The sequence below is a fragment of the Sorangiineae bacterium MSr12523 genome (assembly GCA_037157775.1).
Lineage (GTDB): Bacteria > Myxococcota_A > Polyangia > Polyangiales > Polyangiaceae > Pendulispora > Pendulispora brunnea.
In genome coordinates, this window is record CP089982.1 from 1,961,325 (window position 1) to 1,977,954 (window position 16,630).

Consider the following 16,630-nt stretch of genomic DNA (forward strand, 5'->3'; position numbering starts at 1 on the left):
TGGCTACCAACGGACGACACACCGCCGCTCGACGCGGCCATTGCGTACGCGGAGCACGGATTCCGCGTCCACCCGGTATGGGGAGTTCGCGTGCAGGACGGCGTTGCATACTGCGGGTGCAGCCGCCCGGATTGCGACACGCCCGGAAAGCACCCGGTGCAGCGAGCGTGGCAACGCGTGTCGTCGAGCGACCCGGATGCCGCACGCGACGCGCGGCGCGGGATCCCTCAGGCGAACGTTGGTATTGCGATGGGGGGCGTCGAGCGCCTGGTGGCAATCGATATCGATGGCGCTGCCGGGCGTGAAAGCCTCGCCGCGCTCGAAACCGCCCATGGCCCGCTCCCGTTGACGCTCACGTCGCAGAGCGGGCGCGAGGATGGTGGCGAGCATCGGATCTTCCAGGTGCCGCCGCACCTCGACATGACGCGGGTGAAGAACAGGGCGGGTGTGAACGGACACAAGGGCATCGACACCCGCGGCGACAACGGCCAGATCGTTGTCGCACCATCGATTCACCAGTCGGGCCATCGATATCGGTGGATCGTGCGCGAGCCCATCGCGGTCATGCCCGATTGGCTGTACGACGCGATTTCCTTGCCCCTCAAAGCGCCGCCGCGAGAAAGCGTGCCGGTCATCGATCTCTCGGACAGGTATATTCGCAAGGTCCTCGAGAACGCAGCCATCGAGATCGCACGCGCGCCGAACGGCACTCGGAACTCGCTGCTCTTCGCCAAATCCGCTACCGTCTTCGAGTACTTCGTTGGGGCCCGCTTGGCCGTGACGGGGGCGCGTCCGACGCTGCGCGAGGCGGGGCTTGCATCGGGGCTCGATGCGCGCGAGGTCGATGCGGTGCTCGACAAGGCGTGGGCCCGCGCCCAATCCCACCCGCGGCACGTGCCCCCGCCGAAGACGCCAGTGAGAGCCGAATCGTCTGCGCGTTCCGAGCCGGCCGCGCAGGCTCCCGAGTTCAATCACAGCCTGCTGCAGGACAGCGCAGGAAACATCAAAAACACCTTCGCCAATATCTGCAAAATTTTGCGTGGGGCGTCTGGTTTCGTTGGCCGCCTGTCCTACGACGAGATGCGCGTCTCGCCCATGCTTGACGGCCGAGCGATCAAGGACGCCGACATCGCGGCCATACGGGAGCAGGTCGAGGCGCGTTGGGGCTTCAGCCCATCGACGGAAAACGTGATGCAGGCTGTCCTATTGGTCTCGTCGGAGCACTCATTTCATCCCGTGCAGGACTATCTCGCGGGACTCGAATGGGACGGTGAACTTCGAATCGTCAGGGTAGCAAGCCACATTTTGGGCATCGAACAGCCGAGCTTCTTGGTTCAGCGGATGATTCGATGCTGGTTCCTCTCAGCCGTGGCTCGCGCGCGAAATCCAGGTTGCAAGGTCGATACCTGCCTTGTCTTGGTTGGCGATCAAGGTGAGAAGAAGTCGACATTTTTCTCCGTTCTCGGCGGTCAATGGTTCAGCGATTCATACGCGGATATTACAACCAAAGACGGCATTCTGCAGGTGCATGCAGCTTGGATATACGAATGGGCCGAAGTGGACAAAGTGACCACGCGACGCAGTGCCAGCGACGTGAAAGCGTTTCTCTCCGTTGCCAAGGATCTGCTCCGCCCTCCCTACGGCCGAGGAGTCCTGATCCAGCCCAGGTCCAGCGTCATCGTCGGGACTACCAACAAGTCGTTCTTGGACGACGAGACGGGCAGCCGGCGATTTTGGCCAATCCGGATCGGCGTCCGCATTGACCGTGAAAAGCTTGAAGCGTGGCGCGATCAGCTCTGGGCCGAAGCGTGCGTCGGGTACCTTGGTGGCGAGCCGTGGTGGCTGTCCGATGACGAGGAAGGCGAACGCGAGCAAGCCGCCGACGAACACCGGGTCGAAGATCCGTGGGAAGAGCCCGTGAGAATGTATGTGAAGAAATGCGAGTTGGAGGCTATACCGATTACGTCCGCGAACCTCCTCGCATACGCTGTTGGGCTCGACACTGCGCACCACACCCCGGACGCCATGAAACGCGTGGGTAAATGTATGAGGACTCTTGGGTACGATAACCGAAGAGCGAAGAGCGGTGATACCAAAATACGTGTATGGCGGAAGCTTAACGTTTGAGTAAGAGGACCACTGGTCCGGACCAGTGGAAGACCATTGGATTTGTCGGCAAAATGGCCGGCCCATTGAGACCATCAAAATTCCAAAGAGTATCCCCACAAGAAGTCTTTGCTGGAATAAGGGTATGGTATTCCAATGGTCCAATGGAACTACAGGTAATTATTGGACAATTGAATGGTCCTGGCAATGGTACTCCACTGGTCTAATGGTCCTCGGATTGAATGGTTGGTACGGGGATTGCCGGCTACGGAAAATGCCATTATGGAAAATGACATGCCGGCAGTGACATCACACCAGCGTGACCCCAAGGAAAGCGAACTTCGGGCCGCGGAGGCCGAATTGATCGAGTATTTCGGTTCGGCACTGGGCGTAAGGGCCCAGTCCTACGACGGGAGCGCCGGCGTCTTCGACTCGTCCTTGCTCACTTCGATGGGCGAGCTTCCAGCGGCGCACCGCCGTCTTCGTCACCACGGGCACCGGCAGCACCTGGCGATTCACGGCAAAGTCGCCCGGACCCTTGCCGTTGTGAGCGGCTTCGCGCGGAACACACTGCTGCGGACGTACGGCCCGCAGGACTGCTCGCCGCGGGGGGCGCTCGTGCGGCTTCGGCTGCGTATCGGGCCGGAGGGCCCGCGAGGCGAGGCACGTTATTCACTCTTACGCGTCGCGCTCGGCACGCACGCACTTCGGCAGGCCTGGAACAAGAAGCACGACGGCGATCCAACGCGGGACGAGCTCGTGGACCTGCTCGAGCAGCTTGCAGGCCGCCCCGGGGGCGAGATCGCGGGCGTCCGCACCGAGGCGGAGGGAGTCTATCAGCTCGCTATCGCGGAGTACGTGTTCGCGCGGCGTGCGCGGCTCGAAGAGGAGCGGCGCGAAGCAGCGGTCGCAGCCGCCGCGCGCGCGGAGTACCTGGATAGCCTGCGACGTGGGAGGACACGATGGATCGCGAGCCGAGGATAGAGGCGCCGAAGACGATCGCGGAGGTTGCGGCGACGGCCGGATGGTCGTTGCGACGGATGAAAAGGCACTTGCTCAAGGTGAACGAGGAAGTGAATGGCATGCTTTTGGTAGCGTCTCGCGGCTCCAATCGGCGATGGCTCGTGCGCGTTTCCGTACTTCGTCACGCGGCGCCGGAGCTCTTCGAGTTTCAAGACCTGGAGAGCGAAGTGCGCGAGCTGCATGCGCGGATAGCCGAGCTCGAAGGCGAGCAAGAGAAGGCGGCGCGACACGCGGGCGAACTCCTTCGACGCCTCGCGGAGCTCGAAGCCGCCCAAGCCCGTGCTGATAAGCGCATCGGGGAAGTGGCTCTTCTCCGAGTGCCACGTTCGGGGGTTGCCGCGGCCTAGCGGAAAAAGTCGTGACGCGAATCGACAAGCGTGCATTCAGGACTTGACGATTTGCCATATGTCTATACGGTCCCGCCTTATGGACCTAAAAAACGAAATACATCGATTGGCCGAAGACTTCGCGCAGGGCGTACTCGCCGCCATGCGCGGCGCATCCCTTGAGGAGCTCGTAGGCGAAAAAAGGGGCGGTCGTGTGGCAACCGTCCCCGCAGCAAAAGCGCGCACGGCCGCACGTGGCGGCGCGGCTACGAAGTCCCCACGTCGTCAGGGAGGGCGGCTCCCCCGCCGATCCGAGGAGGAGATTGGCGCCGTTGGAGAGCAGATTGTGAATCTGCTTAAGGCACACGCCGCGGGGCTGCGCGCCGAGCAGATTCGGGCGGCGCTCGGACTGGAAGCCAAAGAACTTCCCCGTCCGCTCAAGGAACTACTGCGGTCGAAGAAGGTCAAGACGAAGGGTCAGAAGCGAGCAACGACGTACTTCGCAAAGTGACGGTTGAAGCCCGCGGCCGCCGCGGGCCTTCTCTTTGGACGGTCCCCGCCGGTCCGCCCTTTTCAGTAGATGTTGGCCAGATGTATCTTCAAAACGCGAGCCGTGCGAGGATCATGCGATGGCCCACCCGAGGTTGATCAGATTCTTCAACGGCGCCGTCGACGAACTTCGAGGTGCGTACACGAAGAGCGAAGGCTCACCCACCGCATGCATGGGCTCACTGCGCGAGGAAGGGATCCGTCGAGCCATTGAACACTCCCTGCCGAGCGTGGCAAGGCTCTACAGCGGCGAGATCATCGACCCCTACGGCGGTCAGAGCGGGCAACTTGATGGCATTGTGGTTCATGCAACCGGAAGCGCACTTGCAACCGCGCCGAACGATGTTCGCATTGCACTAGCCGAGGGGGTTCTGGCCATCCTCGAGTCCAAGTCGGACATTGGCGGACAGTGGGATGAGATCTTACGAACGCTAGCCAAGGTGCGCGCCCTTCGACGTCATGATGGCGCTCCTCAAGGCGGAATTATGGTAGGGCAGGCCGACGAGTCCGCCGAGGTGCATATACCATTCATTGTAATGGGGCGGACAGGCTGGAAGATGCCGGATACCCTTAGAGACAAGGCCGTCGAACTTTTCAAAACATTTGGCGCCGCAAAGGAAGCAGCTCTCGTGGCACTTGTTCAACTTGAACCTGCTGGACTTGGTCTCGTATGGCGCGAGCCTCCACCACCGCCAAAGCCGGCGCAGTTCAAACTCGACGGGTTTCGTCTGGTGCCGGAAGAGACGCCGGAGTTGGCTCCTCCTGTGGTACAGGGACAAGGCTGGATTTTCGAAGAGACAGATCGCTGGCGAACGCTTGCTTGGGTTTGGGCAACGCTCACGCAGAGCGCCCACCGCGTGCTACTCGCTCCCCCAAATTGGCCCGCCTACTTTCAAGGGCATGGTGATGTTGGCGAGAAGAGTAACGAGAAGAGCCCCGAAACAGGCGAAACGAAGACAAGTGGAAAGCGGGCGAAAACAGGCGAAACGCGAGCGAAGCGGAAAGCGCGAAAGGCTCGGGCGTCTCGTTGAGGCCCGCGGGCCGCTCGTGAGCGCGGCGCGTACAGCTAGCCACCTTCGGTGCTGTCTTGGCAAGAGCGGTTTAACCAGGCATTTTTAGCCGAAATGCCTCGAACGAAGCTTGTCGCTGGTGTTGGAAAGCCAATGGCCGAGGGTCCGTTGACGGAGCTCGCCGTGGCGGTCGGCGGGGTCTCCGCGCTCGCCGCGGCACTCGGAGTACACCGCAACACTGTGTCGCGCTGGAATCGCGGCGAGATCGTTCCCGAGGGGCCCGAGCGTCGAGCACTTGCTGCGCTCGCGACGCGACACCGCCTGAACGCGCCCTTCCCGATCGAGTAGTCGTTACGGCTCGAATGGTACTAGAACCGTGATGATCGACGCGTCGCCATCAGGTTCGATCACGGCGCACATGCTCGTGCCGAGAACCGTGAACTCCACGCGATCAAACGGCGTACCCGCCGCGATTGCTGTGAGAATCGCGGACCTCTCCAAGTTACCCTGCACGGCTGTAAGTAGTGACTGTAGCGCCAATTGAATGATGGACGTGTCACTTGCCGGACGACCCGCCGTGCAGTGATCCCAAGCCGCTCTCGTGAAGAAGACGCGGGAATTGAAGAGAGGACGAGCGAGCTCCGTGCACTCAATTAGGTAGCCCGCGGCGAGTGCCGCCGTGCGCGAATCTGCGCGAGGTACAGGAGCCGAGCGCGGTGTACGCTCGCTGCTGGCCGGCGCGCCATTGTCGTTGGTCATGGCCCCTTCCCCTCGCCCGGAATCATTACCGTGATGGCGAGCTTACCATCACGTTCGCGCCCGATGACCCCCTGAAGTTTCAGGGTGCCGATGTCCCGACCGTCCGGCCATGCCAATGGGACATCAAATTCAATACGGAGGGTTCGTTGCTGGTTTGTTACAACAGGGGTGGTCGCGATCAACCGTTGCGCGGTTCTTTCTAGAATGGCCCGATGCAGCGCGATAAGCGCTCGTTGAGCCAACCACGGGTTCTCGGCGCCCGGGTTCGGTCCTGTGCATACACACAACCGGAAGGCGCGGCTCGTGAACACAACGCGACCGCGAAACAGGTCTCGCGTCAGCAAGGAGCAATCCACAAGGACGCCGTCCTCGCCCGCACTTTGGTTCAACGCCGTCTGTCCAATTACTATTGCGTTGGCCCAATCGTCGGCATCGTCCGACGGCGGAGGGCCATTATCGCGTTCCTTCATCACGCAAGTCTCCAGGTTCTGCCTCACGCAACGGCGCGGGCTAGCCCTGGGAATATGCACCACGATGGTGCATATTCAAGACATTCGGCTCGATTTATCTAATTTCGAACGACCCTCGCAAATCGAATTTGCGTTCGTATGTTTTCGAAATCCTAACTTCCGAGAAGCGCACATTCTCGGAAGTGACCGAAAGGAGATTTTGAATGGCCGGCCGCTTGGCGCGCGTCACGGATCCGCACGCATTGCTCACTGCGCGAGCGTTCGCCTACGTCGAAGAGGCGAAGGCGTCGAGCACTCGGCGCGCATACCGCACGGCGTGGGGGGCTTTCGAGGCATGGTGCGCGGCGCAGGAATTCGCCGCGCTTCCCGCGGACCCTTCGACGGTGGCGCTCTACATCGCGTATCTCGCGGACGAAGGGCTCGCAGTTTCCACGATTGGCAAGGTCCTTGCGGCCATCGCGGACGCGCATCGCACGCGCGGGCTTGCATGGCTGCGGGGTGCGCCGGCGGTCAACCTGACGATGTCCGGCATCAGGCGAAAGCTTGGCGTGGCTCCCCACCAGAAGACGCCCGTGCGCGATCGCGAGCTTCGCGCGATGGTGGCCACGCTCGAGCCTGCGGACGGTCAAGCCTGGAGCCTGACCGCGCTCCGGGACCGGGCGCTCTTGACGCTCGGATGGTCCGGCATGTTTCGCCGGTCCGAGCTCGTCTCTCTTGGAGTCCGAGATATCCGCCGCGTGCGCGAAGGGCTCATCGTGACGCTCCGTCGGTCCAAGACGGACCAGACGGGCAAAGGCCGCGAAAAGGGCATACCGTACGCGGCCGACCCTGACCTTTGCCCCGTTCGCGCACTTGAGGCCTGGCTTGTGGCGGCGAAGATCACGGAGGGGCCCATCTTCCGTGCGGTGAATCGCCACGGTCAGGTAAGCAAGCGCGCGCTGTCCGATCGTTCCGTGGCCGATATCGTGAAGCGCGTTGCGCGAGCCGCGGGCCTCGACGACGGCGATTACTCAGGGCATTCTGTCCGGGCAGGTGCGGCGTCCACGGCAGCGGAGAACGGGAGGAGCCTGTCTGCGATCATGAAGGTGGGCGGCTGGACTTCCGAGCGCGTCGTGGTCGAGCGGTACATACGGCACGCAAACCTATTCGTTGACCACGCCACCAAAGGACTTATCTAGTTTGGAAAGGAGCTTTCGATATGTTTTCGAGTGAACTGCAAACCAATCGGGCATGCCGCGCGCTGCTCGCGCTCATGCGGCTCGAGCACATGTGGACCCCGAAAGGCCCCACGATCGACGCGATCGACATCTATCAGCGCAACGGCGCCGGGCTCTCGACCAGCGAGCGCGCGGTATTTCTCGCAGCATGGGCGTTCTATGACCGTCCTTCGCCGCTCCTGTTCTCGGAGCTCTTCTTGCTCGGGACGGGTGCGACCGAGGCGATCTGCTCGCTCTTGGTGGCCTTGGCTCGGGGCCCCAGAGAGATCGACAAGTGGCTCGGGACCTACGAGCGGGCGTAATGCAGGCATGTGTCATTCGCTGTCGTCGCGCTCGAAGCCAACTTCGCTTGCCGTAACGACGGTCATGGCGGGATCCTTGCCCCGGTCTATGATCGCAACAAGTCGCACGGTGGAAGGCGGTTCGCTATGCCAAACGTTGCAGCGCACCTGGAAGTGGAACACGGGCGCTCCATCGGCGCGGTCGAGCGCGACTCGGAGTGCGCCGAGCACGGCCCGGGTTCGCGCCTGCCGGTCCACCGACGTGGTCCACGACGGAACGCACTGCGCCCATGCGACAAGGGACAGGTCCACGCGGTATGCCAGTCCCATCTCATAGGCAAAAGCCGTGCAGTCGAAGAGCAAGCCTTCGGCGAGCATGTCTCGCCGAAGGCAGGTGAGATCAATGGGCAAGCCATGGGCGAGCAGCCGCGCTCGTGCCTTCTCCTTAGGGCGCACGAGACCCTCTTGACGCATCGGCAGTCAGATACAGGCCGTGGCGATCGACTCCCCAGCCTATGATGACCGCGCCGAACGCGTCGAGCGCATCGCCAAGGTACGGAAACGGATGGCCATACGAGGCGAACCCGCGATCGCGACGGTTGAGCGCCCACCAGCGGCCCTCGGCGGAAGGGCGCAGGGTAAGCGGGCCAAAAAGCGTAAATCGGCTCACGGTGCATTCCCCATGGCGTCGCGCCATTCGGCCTTGAACAGGAAGGGCCATGCTCTCGTAGAGATCTCTACGACTTCTCCATCCTCATCCAGCTTCGCGCGGCCGGCTTGGACTAGCGTATCCAGGTCGCGCACCTCCAGAAAGACCTCCGGAGTAAGCGAGTAGTCGCAGACGTACCAGCGTGCGAACGCGATGAGCGCGTCGGCCGGTTGCCAAAGCTCGGGAACGTGACCCCAGTATGCGCCCTTTGCGTCCCGCACAATGACGAGGCGCGAGCCCTGCGGGGCATCGACCGGTTCCGACGTTTGCCAATTGATCTCTTCTCCGCGATATTCGCACATGGTAATCGTCATCCTTCGAAGTCTGTTGATTCAAAGACGGCGCACGCTCGCCTTGGGCGCGCGCCGTCGGTTTGAAGGCTCGCGCCCTATTCGCGAGCGGGCATCGGCCCGCTCGCGTTCACACCGTCGAGCGGGTTCGCGTTGAAGATATTTCCCCGCGGATTGCGCCGGTAGAGATCCCAAGTAATCGGCTTCAGAATGTCGCCGGTTTCCGGATCGATGAAAGCCCATACGAGCCGCGTCCAATTGCTGATGAGCAGCCGTATCGGTTGCTTTGGACGGCGCGAGATGGTCAGCACCTGACGCGAATTGCGGGGAAAGTGCTTGGCGTTCTCCGCGTCGATCATCCGCTGCGCCAGGCTCACGAATTGAACGAGCGCAACCTCGAAGGCCTCCGCGTCGTGCGCGAGTCCGCTCATTTGTTTCCCCGATTCGCGTAGTTGGCGCCCAGCGCGTTCACCCCTTCGAGCGGATCCGCGCCGAAAATGTTTCCGCGCCTGCCCTTCGCGGGCCGCTTATACCCGTCGCACTTGAGAATATCGCCGTTGGTCCGGTCAATGAAGGCCCAGGCCGGTCCGCTCGCAGCGCCGGCTTGGAGCCGAACGATCCGCACGTAGCGTGTGCCAGCCATGGCCGACAGCGTAAACGGTACCAGGCTCGGGTAGTGTTGCGCGAAATGCGCATTCACCATCTCTTGCGCGAGGCGAATGAAATTCGCGAGTGCGTCGTCAAACTTCTTCGGATCCATGGCGTATGCCTCCCAGAGGCGTCCCGGTCCCCCCGGGCGTGGGCCGGTCCCGATTGACCGACAACGAGAAACCTAATCATGACTCGGTCAGTGTCAATACATGAAATGTATCGACACTGACCGAGACCAATCACGCACGCGTGGGCTCGGTCTCGCTTGACCGATGATGGGAGTATAAGGACGCGCGTTGGGATGTCAATACATTTTATGTGTCTACATTGCATTTGAACTTTGCGGAGTAGAAATCCGCAATTGCCGTTTCCACGACCGACGGTGCAGCGCCGTACACACGGCTTAGAAATCGCCCCTGGTAGTCGGTCAATTGGAAGACGGCAAGCAAGCGCCCGTCGCGACCTGCGCCGATCAGGCAGGTCCAGACACGCCCCTCGACCGTCGTCCAAGGGCTGGCGCACACCTGGAACATGTTGTAAGCGAGCGGGATTTCGCGGACCGCCATGTGCTCGGTTTTTTCGATCATGCTCATCGATATTTCGATCGGGGCAATCGCCATGTTTCTTGTCTCCAAAGCTTGCGCGCACCGCGGCATGGTTGGCCACGGCGGAGCGATGAATTTGAGAGACGGGGGACCGGATGTCCCCCGTCTACGGAACGCATCAAGAGCCGTTGCGAAGGGGCCCGCGGCTCGCGTCCGCCACATAGACGGACAGATTCATCCCGAGCCACATATCGTGGTGCGTTCCCACTCTGTACAGCGTCGTGCCTTTGACCCAAGCCGCGCCAACCACCCCCTCTACCGCTTTTTCGGAGGCCTCTTCGAGCTCGGGTGTGGCTTCGCCCAGATGCTCACCCGTTACATACGCATAGACGTTTTTCATTCGTGCACCCCTTCTGTTTTGAGCCGTTGTGTGACGAGCGGCGTAGACGCCGCGCGCGACGGCGCGGCGTCTACGGTGCGGGATTACGCTTGCGTGACGGCCTGGGATACGGCCGCGGCAAGGTCCTCGCGCTGGTACTTCTCCGCGACAGCGGCGGCGTACTCGAGCGCGAGGAGTTCGCGCATGGTCTCGAGCTTCGCGCGCGTCTCTTCGTGGAGGATCGCGTTCGGTCCGAGTTCGGCAAGCGTTGTGAACGCTTCGCCGTAGTTGCACGTCGTGCCCTCAGCTTCGGCCGCAGCCAGGATCGCATACGGCTCGCACGCAGTCCTGTCGGTCTTTCGGTACGGAGAGGTCGCGATCAGCGCGCCGATGTTCGCGAAAGATGCGTCATGCAGGGTGAGAGCGGCTTCCTCTCGTGAATCGCGGTGCGAGAGTCCAGCAACGATGTTTGCAAGCGCGTCCAGCTCGATAATCTTGATGGCCATGATATGCCTCCCAGAGGCGTCCCGGTCCCCCCGGGCGTGGGTCGGTCGTTCCCTCGACCGATGATGAAAGCCTAATTCTTCGTACTCTCAATGTCAATACATTTTATGTATTCACATGCGAAGCTCGGTACCCCTCTGCTCGAAGGGTACCGAGCTCGCGTGAGGCTACGCGGCCATTTGGACCGCCACGCTCAACGCGCGGCGGTTGATGTCGGCAGCGTCGCCAAACCAATTCGACCCGACGCGAATATCGACATCCTTTCCGCGCTCATAGGAGAGATACTCGGTCACGGCGTTGTACGCCGCCCACATCGTTCCCGCGACACCGGGCAACTGATTACCGCGTCCCTGGACGAATAGCCGATGGACCTTGGGATAAATGCGGTCCTTCGGTTCGTCGTCGTCGATGAACTCCGCATCGATGATCTCGCGCTGGCTCGCGAGAACCATCGCGGTCGAGGCACGCGCGGCCGCCTTCTGGGGCCGAAAGACCATGTTCACGTACCGACGCAGGTCAGCTTCGACTACCCCTTTCCGCGCAAGCTGGCGATACTGCTCGCCCGTTGCCTCGAACGTCCGATTCGCGAGGTTCATGATGTCGCGGACTTGTGCAAGCGCCTGCTTCATGCGGCGCGTGTGGCGAACCCGGAGGAGCGTGCTCGTCTTGCTGTGCAATGCCGCGGATAATGTATTTTGGCATACGACGCGCGTGGGTGTATAGCCGAGGTTTGTCGCGAGCGTGCCATCGTGCGCATGCGCGAGAATAAGAAATCGGCGTACAATATCATCGGCGCGCGGCACTACAACAATGGGGTCACCAGTAAGTTCCGCGAGAATCCAGACATAGCGGCCATTCCGCAGGCTTCCTGCCGTTTCGAGCTTGGCTTCGCCCGAAGAAAGGTACGGCTCGAACCAGCAAAATGCGTCGCGATTTTGAAAGATTTCGTAGTTCGGGCCAACTTCGCCGAGCTTCCGCCCGTCGCTCATGCGGTACGTGAAGCGGTGATCGGCAATCTCGCCATCGGGCGTCTTAAGCTGCTTGAATCCGACGTCCCAATCTAAGCCAGCAAGCCGGATGGCTTCTTCGGTATTCGGCGCTTCGCTGCATCGCACGCCTAGTCCGTGCCAAGGCGTCTCGCCTCGATAGAACATGCTTTCGACTTCGTGTGCCATGTTGTTTCCTTGCCTCGCAGAGGCATCCCGGGCCCCCCGGGTGTGGGTCGGCCGTTCCCTCGACCGATGCTCAGACAATAAGGCCCGCCCTTTGGGATGTCAACACATAAAATATTTCGACATAACCTTTGGTGTAGGGCGGTGCTATGGGCGGCGTACAACATGAGCGTACATCTGATGTGTTGACACGGTGCGGTCAGGTCTTACCCTTCCATCAGCAAACACGGCGGCGAGCGAGCTCCCTCATGTGGATACATTTTATGTGTTGACATTGCGCGTGCGCCGACTTATCTTTTGGGCATCGGTCAATCGAGACCGATCCACACCCGGGGGGCCCGGGACGCCTCTGGGAGGCACACGTGTTCGAAGCCTACGTTCTGATTCCTGTCTACGACAATGAAGGCACCATCTTCTCCGCCGAAGATCATCACCAATTCGAATGTCTCCTTGCAGAGAGATTCGATGGGTTCTCGCTCGTGCCGTCGTCGCTCACCGGTGCGTGGGTTAACGGTGGAAAGACATACCACGACGAACTACGGGCCTACGTCGTGGCCCTCCGGTCCATCGCCCAAGGCGGTGCGGTCGTTGAAGTTGCCCAAGCCGCAAAAGCCCACTATCGACAAGAGGCCATCTACATCCGGTACCTCGGGGTATCGGAAGTTATCTAGCGCCGGCGTAGGGACGTCCCGTGTCGGCGCGGGAGCCATTCCCATGCCGACACACACCACGCTTTCCGGACAAACCATCGAGTACGCGCCGTCGCAACCCGTCGCGCAGTTTTTGAAGCGCCTCAAGGCAATGTCGGAGGATCCTGACATTTCCGAAGGGGAAATGATCGCGTTCGCCTACGGATTGAAGAATCCGCTACTCGACCATTCAATCTTCCCCGAGCGCGGCGCCGTGACGAAAGAGGTCCTCTCGGCACCGGCCTACCAGGTGATGACCGATCTGCTCGCACGCAAAAGGGTGCAGCAAGACGGGATCGACGTCGAAAAGTTGGCGGCCGAGTTCACGGTATCCGTCTCCGAAGCGGCGCGCGAGCTCGGCAAGACTCCGGCGGCCATTCGCCAGGCGATTCAGTATCGGCGGGTCCGGGCATGGATGAAGACGGGGCCGAAGGGCAAACAAGATTATTTCCTGCGGCCAGAGTCTGTTCGCACCCTGGGTGCCATCATGCGTGGGTCGAAGGACTCGACGCCGGGGCCCCTCCTCGTCCGGGTCGGTCACATTGCCGGAAATATGGTCGAGATTAAGCATCCTGGCGATTTGGAAGACCGAAAGAAGGACGCGCGCCGCGAGATCATCGAAGGTCGAATCCCGCGGTGGAAGAGGGTCGCCTTCCGATACGGCGGAGGTGTGAATCAAAGCCCGCGTCTTCGCGTCATCGAACCAGCGGACGAGCCCAACGAGTTTACCTGGGGTGGTGAGTTCTTCATTCGCGGAAATTTCAAATATGTGGGCGAGACGGTCAACAATCGGAAGCGACAGGAAGAGGAATGGGCGACCTTTCAGCCACTTTGATGTAGATAGTTTTTATGTATTGACATCCTGACGAGCCGGAATTATGGTTGTTTCATCGGTCGAGCGACGGCCGAGCCCACACCCGGGGGGACCGGGACGCCTCTGGGAGGCCACAATGAACAAAGCGAATAGGGGACGCTGCGCCGAGTGCGACGCGCCGCTGAACGACACCATGAAAGAGCGCTGCACAGTGTGCGCCGGGCGCGCGCAGGCGCGTCGGCACGGACACCTTGCGATGCGGCAAGGTCACCGCTACGAGTGCTGCGTTTGCGACGCGTCGGGTATCATCGAGAGTGGTGCGCCGCTCGGCAGCGTGTTCAGCGCCGGGTGCCCCAATCGGCCCCCGGCGACCCCGTAGGCCCGGCAACGCCGTGCGCGCAGCGCCGGGGTGCAGTCACCCGGCACTGCACGCCTCGCACGAAGGGGTAGGACACGAGCCACAGGGTGGGATCGGCCTTCGCGGCGCATCGCCGCGCGCGAAGGCTTCGTGTTCGAGTGAGCCTCGCGACTTGTGAATACAGTTTATGTGTTGACATCTGAGGAATCGATACGCATCTTCTCATCATCGGTCGAGTGAACGACCGACCCACGCCCGGGGGGACCGGGATGCCTCTGGGAGGCATGTATGACGGATTTCATCGAAGTAGAGGAACTGGCGCAAATCCTCGTCGCAATAACGCCGGAGGCGCGAGAAGCCTTCGCGTCACTGCTCGAAAAGGCGTCTACGATCAATGCGATTCGCTCCGGTGCAAAGGCCGGTTGGCGCCAAGATCAGATCCTCGCCGCGGCGAACTACGCGAAGTTGAACGTGGAGCGTGCGCATGCGGCGGTCGATTCGTTGGAGCGGAGCACTCAAGATAGCGGCGCTCTCCTCGCGCCGATTGATCGACAGATTCAGGTGTTGCGCGTTTTTCTCGCAGCAAGCACGCGGACAACGACGCTCCTTCATCTCCGACATCTGGCCGGCATTGCGGCCGGGGTCTCGATTCAGAAGCGTTGGCTATCCTGCGAAATTTTGATGCGGCTTTCGAAGGAGAATTTCGCATCCATCGAAGCGCGGTATCCGTCGCGCCTCGTGGGGTTAGGGCCGTTCAGCGCGCGAGAGATCTTCGACGCAGCCATCACGTTGCCAGCCGACGCTGAATTCGCCGGACAGATGGTGAAGGGCTTGGGAATCTGCTGCCTGGACCGGGATGGGAAGGTGCCGGACAAGGTCGTCGATGACGTGGAGCTCTTACGGACTCTCATCGCCTTGGGAAGCGTGACGTGAAGACGAAGGACGCGCCATCGCACACGGGGCGCGTCTGGGTGCGCCCCCGTCGAGGCGGGGGCGTGCTCGTCTTGTGCCCATTCGGCCATCTGGTGACATCCTGCGGGGCTCGGGAATGGCCTGGGAGCATGCTCGAAGCCCGCGTGGGCGCACGGGGGTTCGTCACATGCTACGGCGCATTGCCGCATCCACGAAAATTGTAAAGCGAATTACGAAAGGCGGACCGTAATGGATCGGGAATACCGTATCTTCGTTGCCACGTTTGGTGAAGACATCATCCGTCGTCACGGATTTGATCATCCGTGCGTCGCCGAGCACAGTTTGGATATTGACGAATTGGGCGAGGTTCGCCTCTACGTGTGGATGATCGATGCAAAGGGGGCTCGTGTGGTGCACACGACGACGTACCGATATTTCTCACCGCTATGGAATGACGATCAGCTCTTCAACCGACTTTTTAACGTCCTGCACGACAATCCGACTCCCGAAGCCATGCGCGTGGTTCGCGCGCGTATCGAAGACTTCCGGAGGCGCTGCGTGGCGACCAAGCTAGACGGGGCGGATTCTTGATTTGGCACCGCGGAGCGCGGCGCGATTGGATAGGAGATCAGTCAATGAACGACGACGAAAAGAAGGCAGCACGCGATTACTTTGCAGGCGAAGTTGCCGAAATCATGCTCACCCTTCCACAGGTGCTCGGCGTGAAGCGGGGCAGGGATTTCACGCTGGACGTGGCTACGCGCGATGGGGTCCATGCCAAGGTTCACTTGGAGAACATCTTCAGCGAGACGCGCGACATGTCGACCGAACAGCGGAAATTGCGTATTATTGTCGCGTACGGATCAATCGGAGCACCGCCGGTGGATGCTTGGTCGCAGGTGTGCGGCGCGCTCGTTCCGGTTTTGCGTAGTGCGACCTACAGCATTGGCACATGGGCGCAGCAACCAGGCGCCGCGCCGATCCGGAGGCCTTTTCTGCCCTTTCTCGACGAAATTGTCGTGATGGATCAACCGACGACCATGATGCCCATTCTTCGGGCGATGGTTTCGCTATGGAATGTCGACGAGCAAACCGTCTTTGCCGTCGCCGATTCTCGCAAGGGACTCTTTTCGGCGCCGTCAGTGCGACTTTACGATGATAAAGACGGCCCGCTCTGGATTGTACAGTGCGAGGACGCATACGAGGCATCGCGGCTCCTCGTGCCAGGATGGCTCGCATCCTTCCGAGGCCGCGTGGAGGGGGAGCCGATTGCGATCATGCCTCAACGGTCCATCGTAATGATCGGAGGGGACCGACGGCCCGCCCTGATAAAGAGATTGCTCGACAAGGCGGCGCGCGAGTTCGCCGTGTCGACGCGCGGCCTTTCGCCGGCGCTGTACTCCGTGGACGCCGAAGGACGGGTCATTCCGTACGAGCGCGCGGGGCACGACGAGCTTGCAGTGGCGGTCCGAGTGGCCCACCACGAACTCGCCTACGCCGAGTACGAGGCTCAAAGGGAGGTACTGAACCGAATCCATGCTAGCCAAAAGAGGGATGTCTATATTTCGCGCTATATTGTTGTTGTCAATGGCGACAAGACGGAGGCGCAAAGTTGCGCGGTATGGCCGAAGAAAATCCGAACTTACTTGCCGAGGGCGGAGCGCGTTATTCTGACGCCGAGCGAAGCTCCAAGCGAATGCGTCGATCTGCCCTTCAGCGCCATCGAGGCGCGTCTGAATCCGCTAGCAAATTCTCACCCGCTGCTCTTCGAGGCGGGCGAATTCCCCAGCGAGCACGAGCTCGCAGCGTTGGCCACCTTGGCGCGTACCTGATCATCGTTTCGCGATGGCGACGCAGAACGAGCCG

The 16,630-nt window shown here is 61.2% G+C and carries 25 protein-coding genes; 14 read left to right on the forward strand and 11 right to left on the reverse strand.

Going from position 1 to position 16,630, the window contains the following annotated elements; all coding sequences use genetic code 11:
- Positions 1–3: 3 nt before the first annotated feature.
- Positions 4–528 (reverse strand): hypothetical protein, encoded by a 525-nt coding sequence (locus LZC95_07755; protein ID WXA96729.1) that lies wholly within the window; start codon positions 526–528, stop codon positions 4–6.
- A gap of 96 nt (positions 529–624) precedes the next feature.
- Here LZC95_07755 and LZC95_07760 point away from each other — a divergent pair, with 96 nt between their 5' ends.
- From LZC95_07760 to LZC95_07785, 6 genes are all read left to right on the forward strand, one after another.
- Positions 625–2,127, forward strand: coding sequence for a virulence-associated E family protein (locus LZC95_07760; GenBank protein WXA96730.1), 1,503 nt, complete (start codon positions 625–627; stop codon positions 2,125–2,127).
- Positions 2,128–2,400: 273 nt separating this feature from the next.
- Positions 2,401–3,090 (forward strand): hypothetical protein, encoded by a 690-nt coding sequence (locus LZC95_07765; protein ID WXA96731.1) that lies wholly within the window; start codon positions 2,401–2,403, stop codon positions 3,088–3,090.
- Positions 3,069–3,476: a hypothetical protein gene (locus tag LZC95_07770; protein ID WXA96732.1), complete on the forward strand. Its 408-nt coding sequence runs from the start codon at positions 3,069–3,071 to the stop codon at positions 3,474–3,476. The genes LZC95_07765 and LZC95_07770 overlap by 22 nt, the downstream gene beginning before the upstream one ends.
- 325 nt (positions 3,477–3,801) lie before the next feature.
- Positions 3,802–3,966, forward strand: a complete 165-nt coding sequence (locus LZC95_07775; GenBank protein WXA96733.1) for a hypothetical protein — start codon at positions 3,802–3,804, stop codon at positions 3,964–3,966.
- 118 nt (positions 3,967–4,084) lie between these two features.
- Positions 4,085–5,035, forward strand: coding sequence for a hypothetical protein (locus LZC95_07780; GenBank protein ID WXA96734.1), 951 nt, complete (start codon positions 4,085–4,087; stop codon positions 5,033–5,035).
- A 132-nt stretch (positions 5,036–5,167) separates the two neighbouring features.
- The gene (locus LZC95_07785; protein ID WXA96735.1) at positions 5,168–5,362 is read left to right on the forward strand and encodes a helix-turn-helix domain-containing protein; all 195 of its coding nucleotides are present in this window, start codon (positions 5,168–5,170) and stop codon (positions 5,360–5,362) included.
- Positions 5,363–5,365: 3 nt separating this feature from the next.
- On the opposite strand, the gene LZC95_07790 is transcribed toward LZC95_07785, so the two are convergent.
- Both LZC95_07790 and LZC95_07795 read right to left on the reverse strand, forming a co-directional pair.
- Positions 5,366–5,773: a hypothetical protein gene (locus LZC95_07790; protein WXA96736.1), complete on the reverse strand. Its 408-nt coding sequence runs from the start codon at positions 5,771–5,773 to the stop codon at positions 5,366–5,368.
- Positions 5,770–6,243 (reverse strand): hypothetical protein, encoded by a 474-nt coding sequence (locus LZC95_07795; protein ID WXA96737.1) that lies wholly within the window; start codon positions 6,241–6,243, stop codon positions 5,770–5,772. The genes LZC95_07790 and LZC95_07795 overlap by 4 nt, the downstream gene beginning before the upstream one ends.
- A 203-nt stretch (positions 6,244–6,446) precedes the next feature.
- On the opposite strand from LZC95_07795, the gene LZC95_07800 reads away from it, so the two are divergent.
- Positions 6,447–7,421: a site-specific integrase gene (locus tag LZC95_07800; protein WXA96738.1), complete on the forward strand. Its 975-nt coding sequence runs from the start codon at positions 6,447–6,449 to the stop codon at positions 7,419–7,421.
- A gap of 20 nt (positions 7,422–7,441) precedes the next feature.
- Positions 7,442–7,762: a hypothetical protein gene (locus tag LZC95_07805; protein WXA96739.1), complete on the forward strand. Its 321-nt coding sequence runs from the start codon at positions 7,442–7,444 to the stop codon at positions 7,760–7,762.
- 12 nt (positions 7,763–7,774) lie between these two features.
- Here LZC95_07805 and LZC95_07810 read toward each other — a convergent pair whose 3' ends face one another.
- The 8 genes from LZC95_07810 to LZC95_07845 all read right to left on the reverse strand — a co-directional run bounded on the left by LZC95_07810 (position 7,775) and on the right by LZC95_07845 (position 11,994).
- Positions 7,775–8,119, reverse strand: a complete 345-nt coding sequence (locus LZC95_07810) for a hypothetical protein (protein WXA96740.1) — start codon at positions 8,117–8,119, stop codon at positions 7,775–7,777.
- A gap of 288 nt (positions 8,120–8,407) precedes the next feature.
- A complete protein-coding gene (locus LZC95_07815; protein WXA96741.1) occupies positions 8,408–8,752 on the reverse strand; it encodes a hypothetical protein in 345 nt (114 codons plus the stop codon).
- Positions 8,753–8,838: 86 nt separating this feature from the next.
- A complete protein-coding gene (locus LZC95_07820) occupies positions 8,839–9,171 on the reverse strand; it encodes a hypothetical protein (GenBank protein WXA96742.1) in 333 nt (110 codons plus the stop codon).
- Entirely contained in the window at positions 9,168–9,500 is a 333-nt protein-coding gene (locus tag LZC95_07825) for a hypothetical protein (GenBank protein WXA96743.1), read from the reverse strand. The genes LZC95_07820 and LZC95_07825 overlap by 4 nt, the downstream gene beginning before the upstream one ends.
- Positions 9,501–9,705: 205 nt before the next feature.
- Positions 9,706–10,011: a hypothetical protein gene (locus LZC95_07830; protein ID WXA96744.1), complete on the reverse strand. Its 306-nt coding sequence runs from the start codon at positions 10,009–10,011 to the stop codon at positions 9,706–9,708.
- A gap of 103 nt (positions 10,012–10,114) precedes the next feature.
- The gene (locus LZC95_07835; protein WXA96745.1) at positions 10,115–10,336 is read right to left on the reverse strand and encodes a hypothetical protein; all 222 of its coding nucleotides are present in this window, start codon (positions 10,334–10,336) and stop codon (positions 10,115–10,117) included.
- Between the two features lie 83 nt (positions 10,337–10,419).
- A complete protein-coding gene (locus LZC95_07840) occupies positions 10,420–10,821 on the reverse strand; it encodes a hypothetical protein (GenBank protein WXA96746.1) in 402 nt (133 codons plus the stop codon).
- A gap of 165 nt (positions 10,822–10,986) precedes the next feature.
- A complete protein-coding gene (locus tag LZC95_07845; protein WXA96747.1) occupies positions 10,987–11,994 on the reverse strand; it encodes a DUF932 domain-containing protein in 1,008 nt (335 codons plus the stop codon).
- A gap of 359 nt (positions 11,995–12,353) precedes the next feature.
- Here LZC95_07845 and LZC95_07850 point away from each other — a divergent pair, with 359 nt between their 5' ends.
- The 6 genes from LZC95_07850 (at position 12,354) to LZC95_07875 (ending at position 16,596) form a co-directional block, all read left to right on the forward strand.
- Positions 12,354–12,662 (forward strand): hypothetical protein, encoded by a 309-nt coding sequence (locus LZC95_07850; GenBank protein ID WXA96748.1) that lies wholly within the window; start codon positions 12,354–12,356, stop codon positions 12,660–12,662.
- A 43-nt stretch (positions 12,663–12,705) separates the two neighbouring features.
- Positions 12,706–13,515 (forward strand): hypothetical protein, encoded by an 810-nt coding sequence (locus LZC95_07855; GenBank protein WXA96749.1) that lies wholly within the window; start codon positions 12,706–12,708, stop codon positions 13,513–13,515.
- Positions 13,516–13,630: 115 nt separating this feature from the next.
- Positions 13,631–13,873 (forward strand): hypothetical protein, encoded by a 243-nt coding sequence (locus tag LZC95_07860; protein ID WXA96750.1) that lies wholly within the window; start codon positions 13,631–13,633, stop codon positions 13,871–13,873.
- A 267-nt stretch (positions 13,874–14,140) separates the two neighbouring features.
- Entirely contained in the window at positions 14,141–14,785 is a 645-nt protein-coding gene (locus LZC95_07865; protein WXA96751.1) for a hypothetical protein, read from the forward strand.
- Positions 14,786–15,013: 228 nt separating this feature from the next.
- The gene (locus LZC95_07870; protein ID WXA96752.1) at positions 15,014–15,355 is read left to right on the forward strand and encodes a hypothetical protein; all 342 of its coding nucleotides are present in this window, start codon (positions 15,014–15,016) and stop codon (positions 15,353–15,355) included.
- Between the two features lie 44 nt (positions 15,356–15,399).
- Positions 15,400–16,596, forward strand: coding sequence for a hypothetical protein (locus tag LZC95_07875; GenBank protein ID WXA96753.1), 1,197 nt, complete (start codon positions 15,400–15,402; stop codon positions 16,594–16,596).
- The last annotated feature ends 34 nt before the right edge of the window (positions 16,597–16,630 follow it).

What these genes read in the sequence shown, in the direction of transcription:
- LZC95_07755 (WXA96729.1), bottom strand. Translation starts at nt 528, where the DNA reads ATGGCCCGACTGGTGAATCGATGGTGCGACAACGATCTGGCCGTTGTC.
- LZC95_07765 (WXA96731.1), top strand. Translation starts at nt 2,401, where the DNA reads ATGCCGGCAGTGACATCACACCAGCGTGACCCCAAGGAAAGCGAACTT.
- LZC95_07770 (WXA96732.1), top strand. Translation starts at nt 3,069, where the DNA reads ATGGATCGCGAGCCGAGGATAGAGGCGCCGAAGACGATCGCGGAGGTT.
- LZC95_07780 (WXA96734.1), top strand. Translation starts at nt 4,085, where the DNA reads ATGGCCCACCCGAGGTTGATCAGATTCTTCAACGGCGCCGTCGACGAA.
- LZC95_07785 (WXA96735.1), top strand. Translation starts at nt 5,168, where the DNA reads ATGGCCGAGGGTCCGTTGACGGAGCTCGCCGTGGCGGTCGGCGGGGTC.
- LZC95_07790 (WXA96736.1), bottom strand. Translation starts at nt 5,773, where the DNA reads ATGACCAACGACAATGGCGCGCCGGCCAGCAGCGAGCGTACACCGCGC.
- LZC95_07795 (WXA96737.1), bottom strand. Translation starts at nt 6,243, where the DNA reads ATGAAGGAACGCGATAATGGCCCTCCGCCGTCGGACGATGCCGACGAT.
- LZC95_07800 (WXA96738.1), top strand. Translation starts at nt 6,447, where the DNA reads ATGGCCGGCCGCTTGGCGCGCGTCACGGATCCGCACGCATTGCTCACT.
- LZC95_07805 (WXA96739.1), top strand. Translation starts at nt 7,442, where the DNA reads ATGTTTTCGAGTGAACTGCAAACCAATCGGGCATGCCGCGCGCTGCTC.
- LZC95_07810 (WXA96740.1), bottom strand. Translation starts at nt 8,119, where the DNA reads ATGCTCGCCGAAGGCTTGCTCTTCGACTGCACGGCTTTTGCCTATGAG.
- LZC95_07815 (WXA96741.1), bottom strand. Translation starts at nt 8,752, where the DNA reads ATGTGCGAATATCGCGGAGAAGAGATCAATTGGCAAACGTCGGAACCG.
- LZC95_07820 (WXA96742.1), bottom strand. Translation starts at nt 9,171, where the DNA reads ATGAGCGGACTCGCGCACGACGCGGAGGCCTTCGAGGTTGCGCTCGTT.
- LZC95_07825 (WXA96743.1), bottom strand. Translation starts at nt 9,500, where the DNA reads ATGGATCCGAAGAAGTTTGACGACGCACTCGCGAATTTCATTCGCCTC.
- LZC95_07830 (WXA96744.1), bottom strand. Translation starts at nt 10,011, where the DNA reads ATGGCGATTGCCCCGATCGAAATATCGATGAGCATGATCGAAAAAACC.
- LZC95_07835 (WXA96745.1), bottom strand. Translation starts at nt 10,336, where the DNA reads ATGAAAAACGTCTATGCGTATGTAACGGGTGAGCATCTGGGCGAAGCC.
- LZC95_07840 (WXA96746.1), bottom strand. Translation starts at nt 10,821, where the DNA reads ATGGCCATCAAGATTATCGAGCTGGACGCGCTTGCAAACATCGTTGCT.
- LZC95_07845 (WXA96747.1), bottom strand. Translation starts at nt 11,994, where the DNA reads ATGGCACACGAAGTCGAAAGCATGTTCTATCGAGGCGAGACGCCTTGG.
- LZC95_07855 (WXA96749.1), top strand. Translation starts at nt 12,706, where the DNA reads ATGCCGACACACACCACGCTTTCCGGACAAACCATCGAGTACGCGCCG.
- LZC95_07860 (WXA96750.1), top strand. Translation starts at nt 13,631, where the DNA reads ATGAACAAAGCGAATAGGGGACGCTGCGCCGAGTGCGACGCGCCGCTG.
- LZC95_07865 (WXA96751.1), top strand. Translation starts at nt 14,141, where the DNA reads ATGACGGATTTCATCGAAGTAGAGGAACTGGCGCAAATCCTCGTCGCA.
- LZC95_07870 (WXA96752.1), top strand. Translation starts at nt 15,014, where the DNA reads ATGGATCGGGAATACCGTATCTTCGTTGCCACGTTTGGTGAAGACATC.
- LZC95_07875 (WXA96753.1), top strand. Translation starts at nt 15,400, where the DNA reads ATGAACGACGACGAAAAGAAGGCAGCACGCGATTACTTTGCAGGCGAA.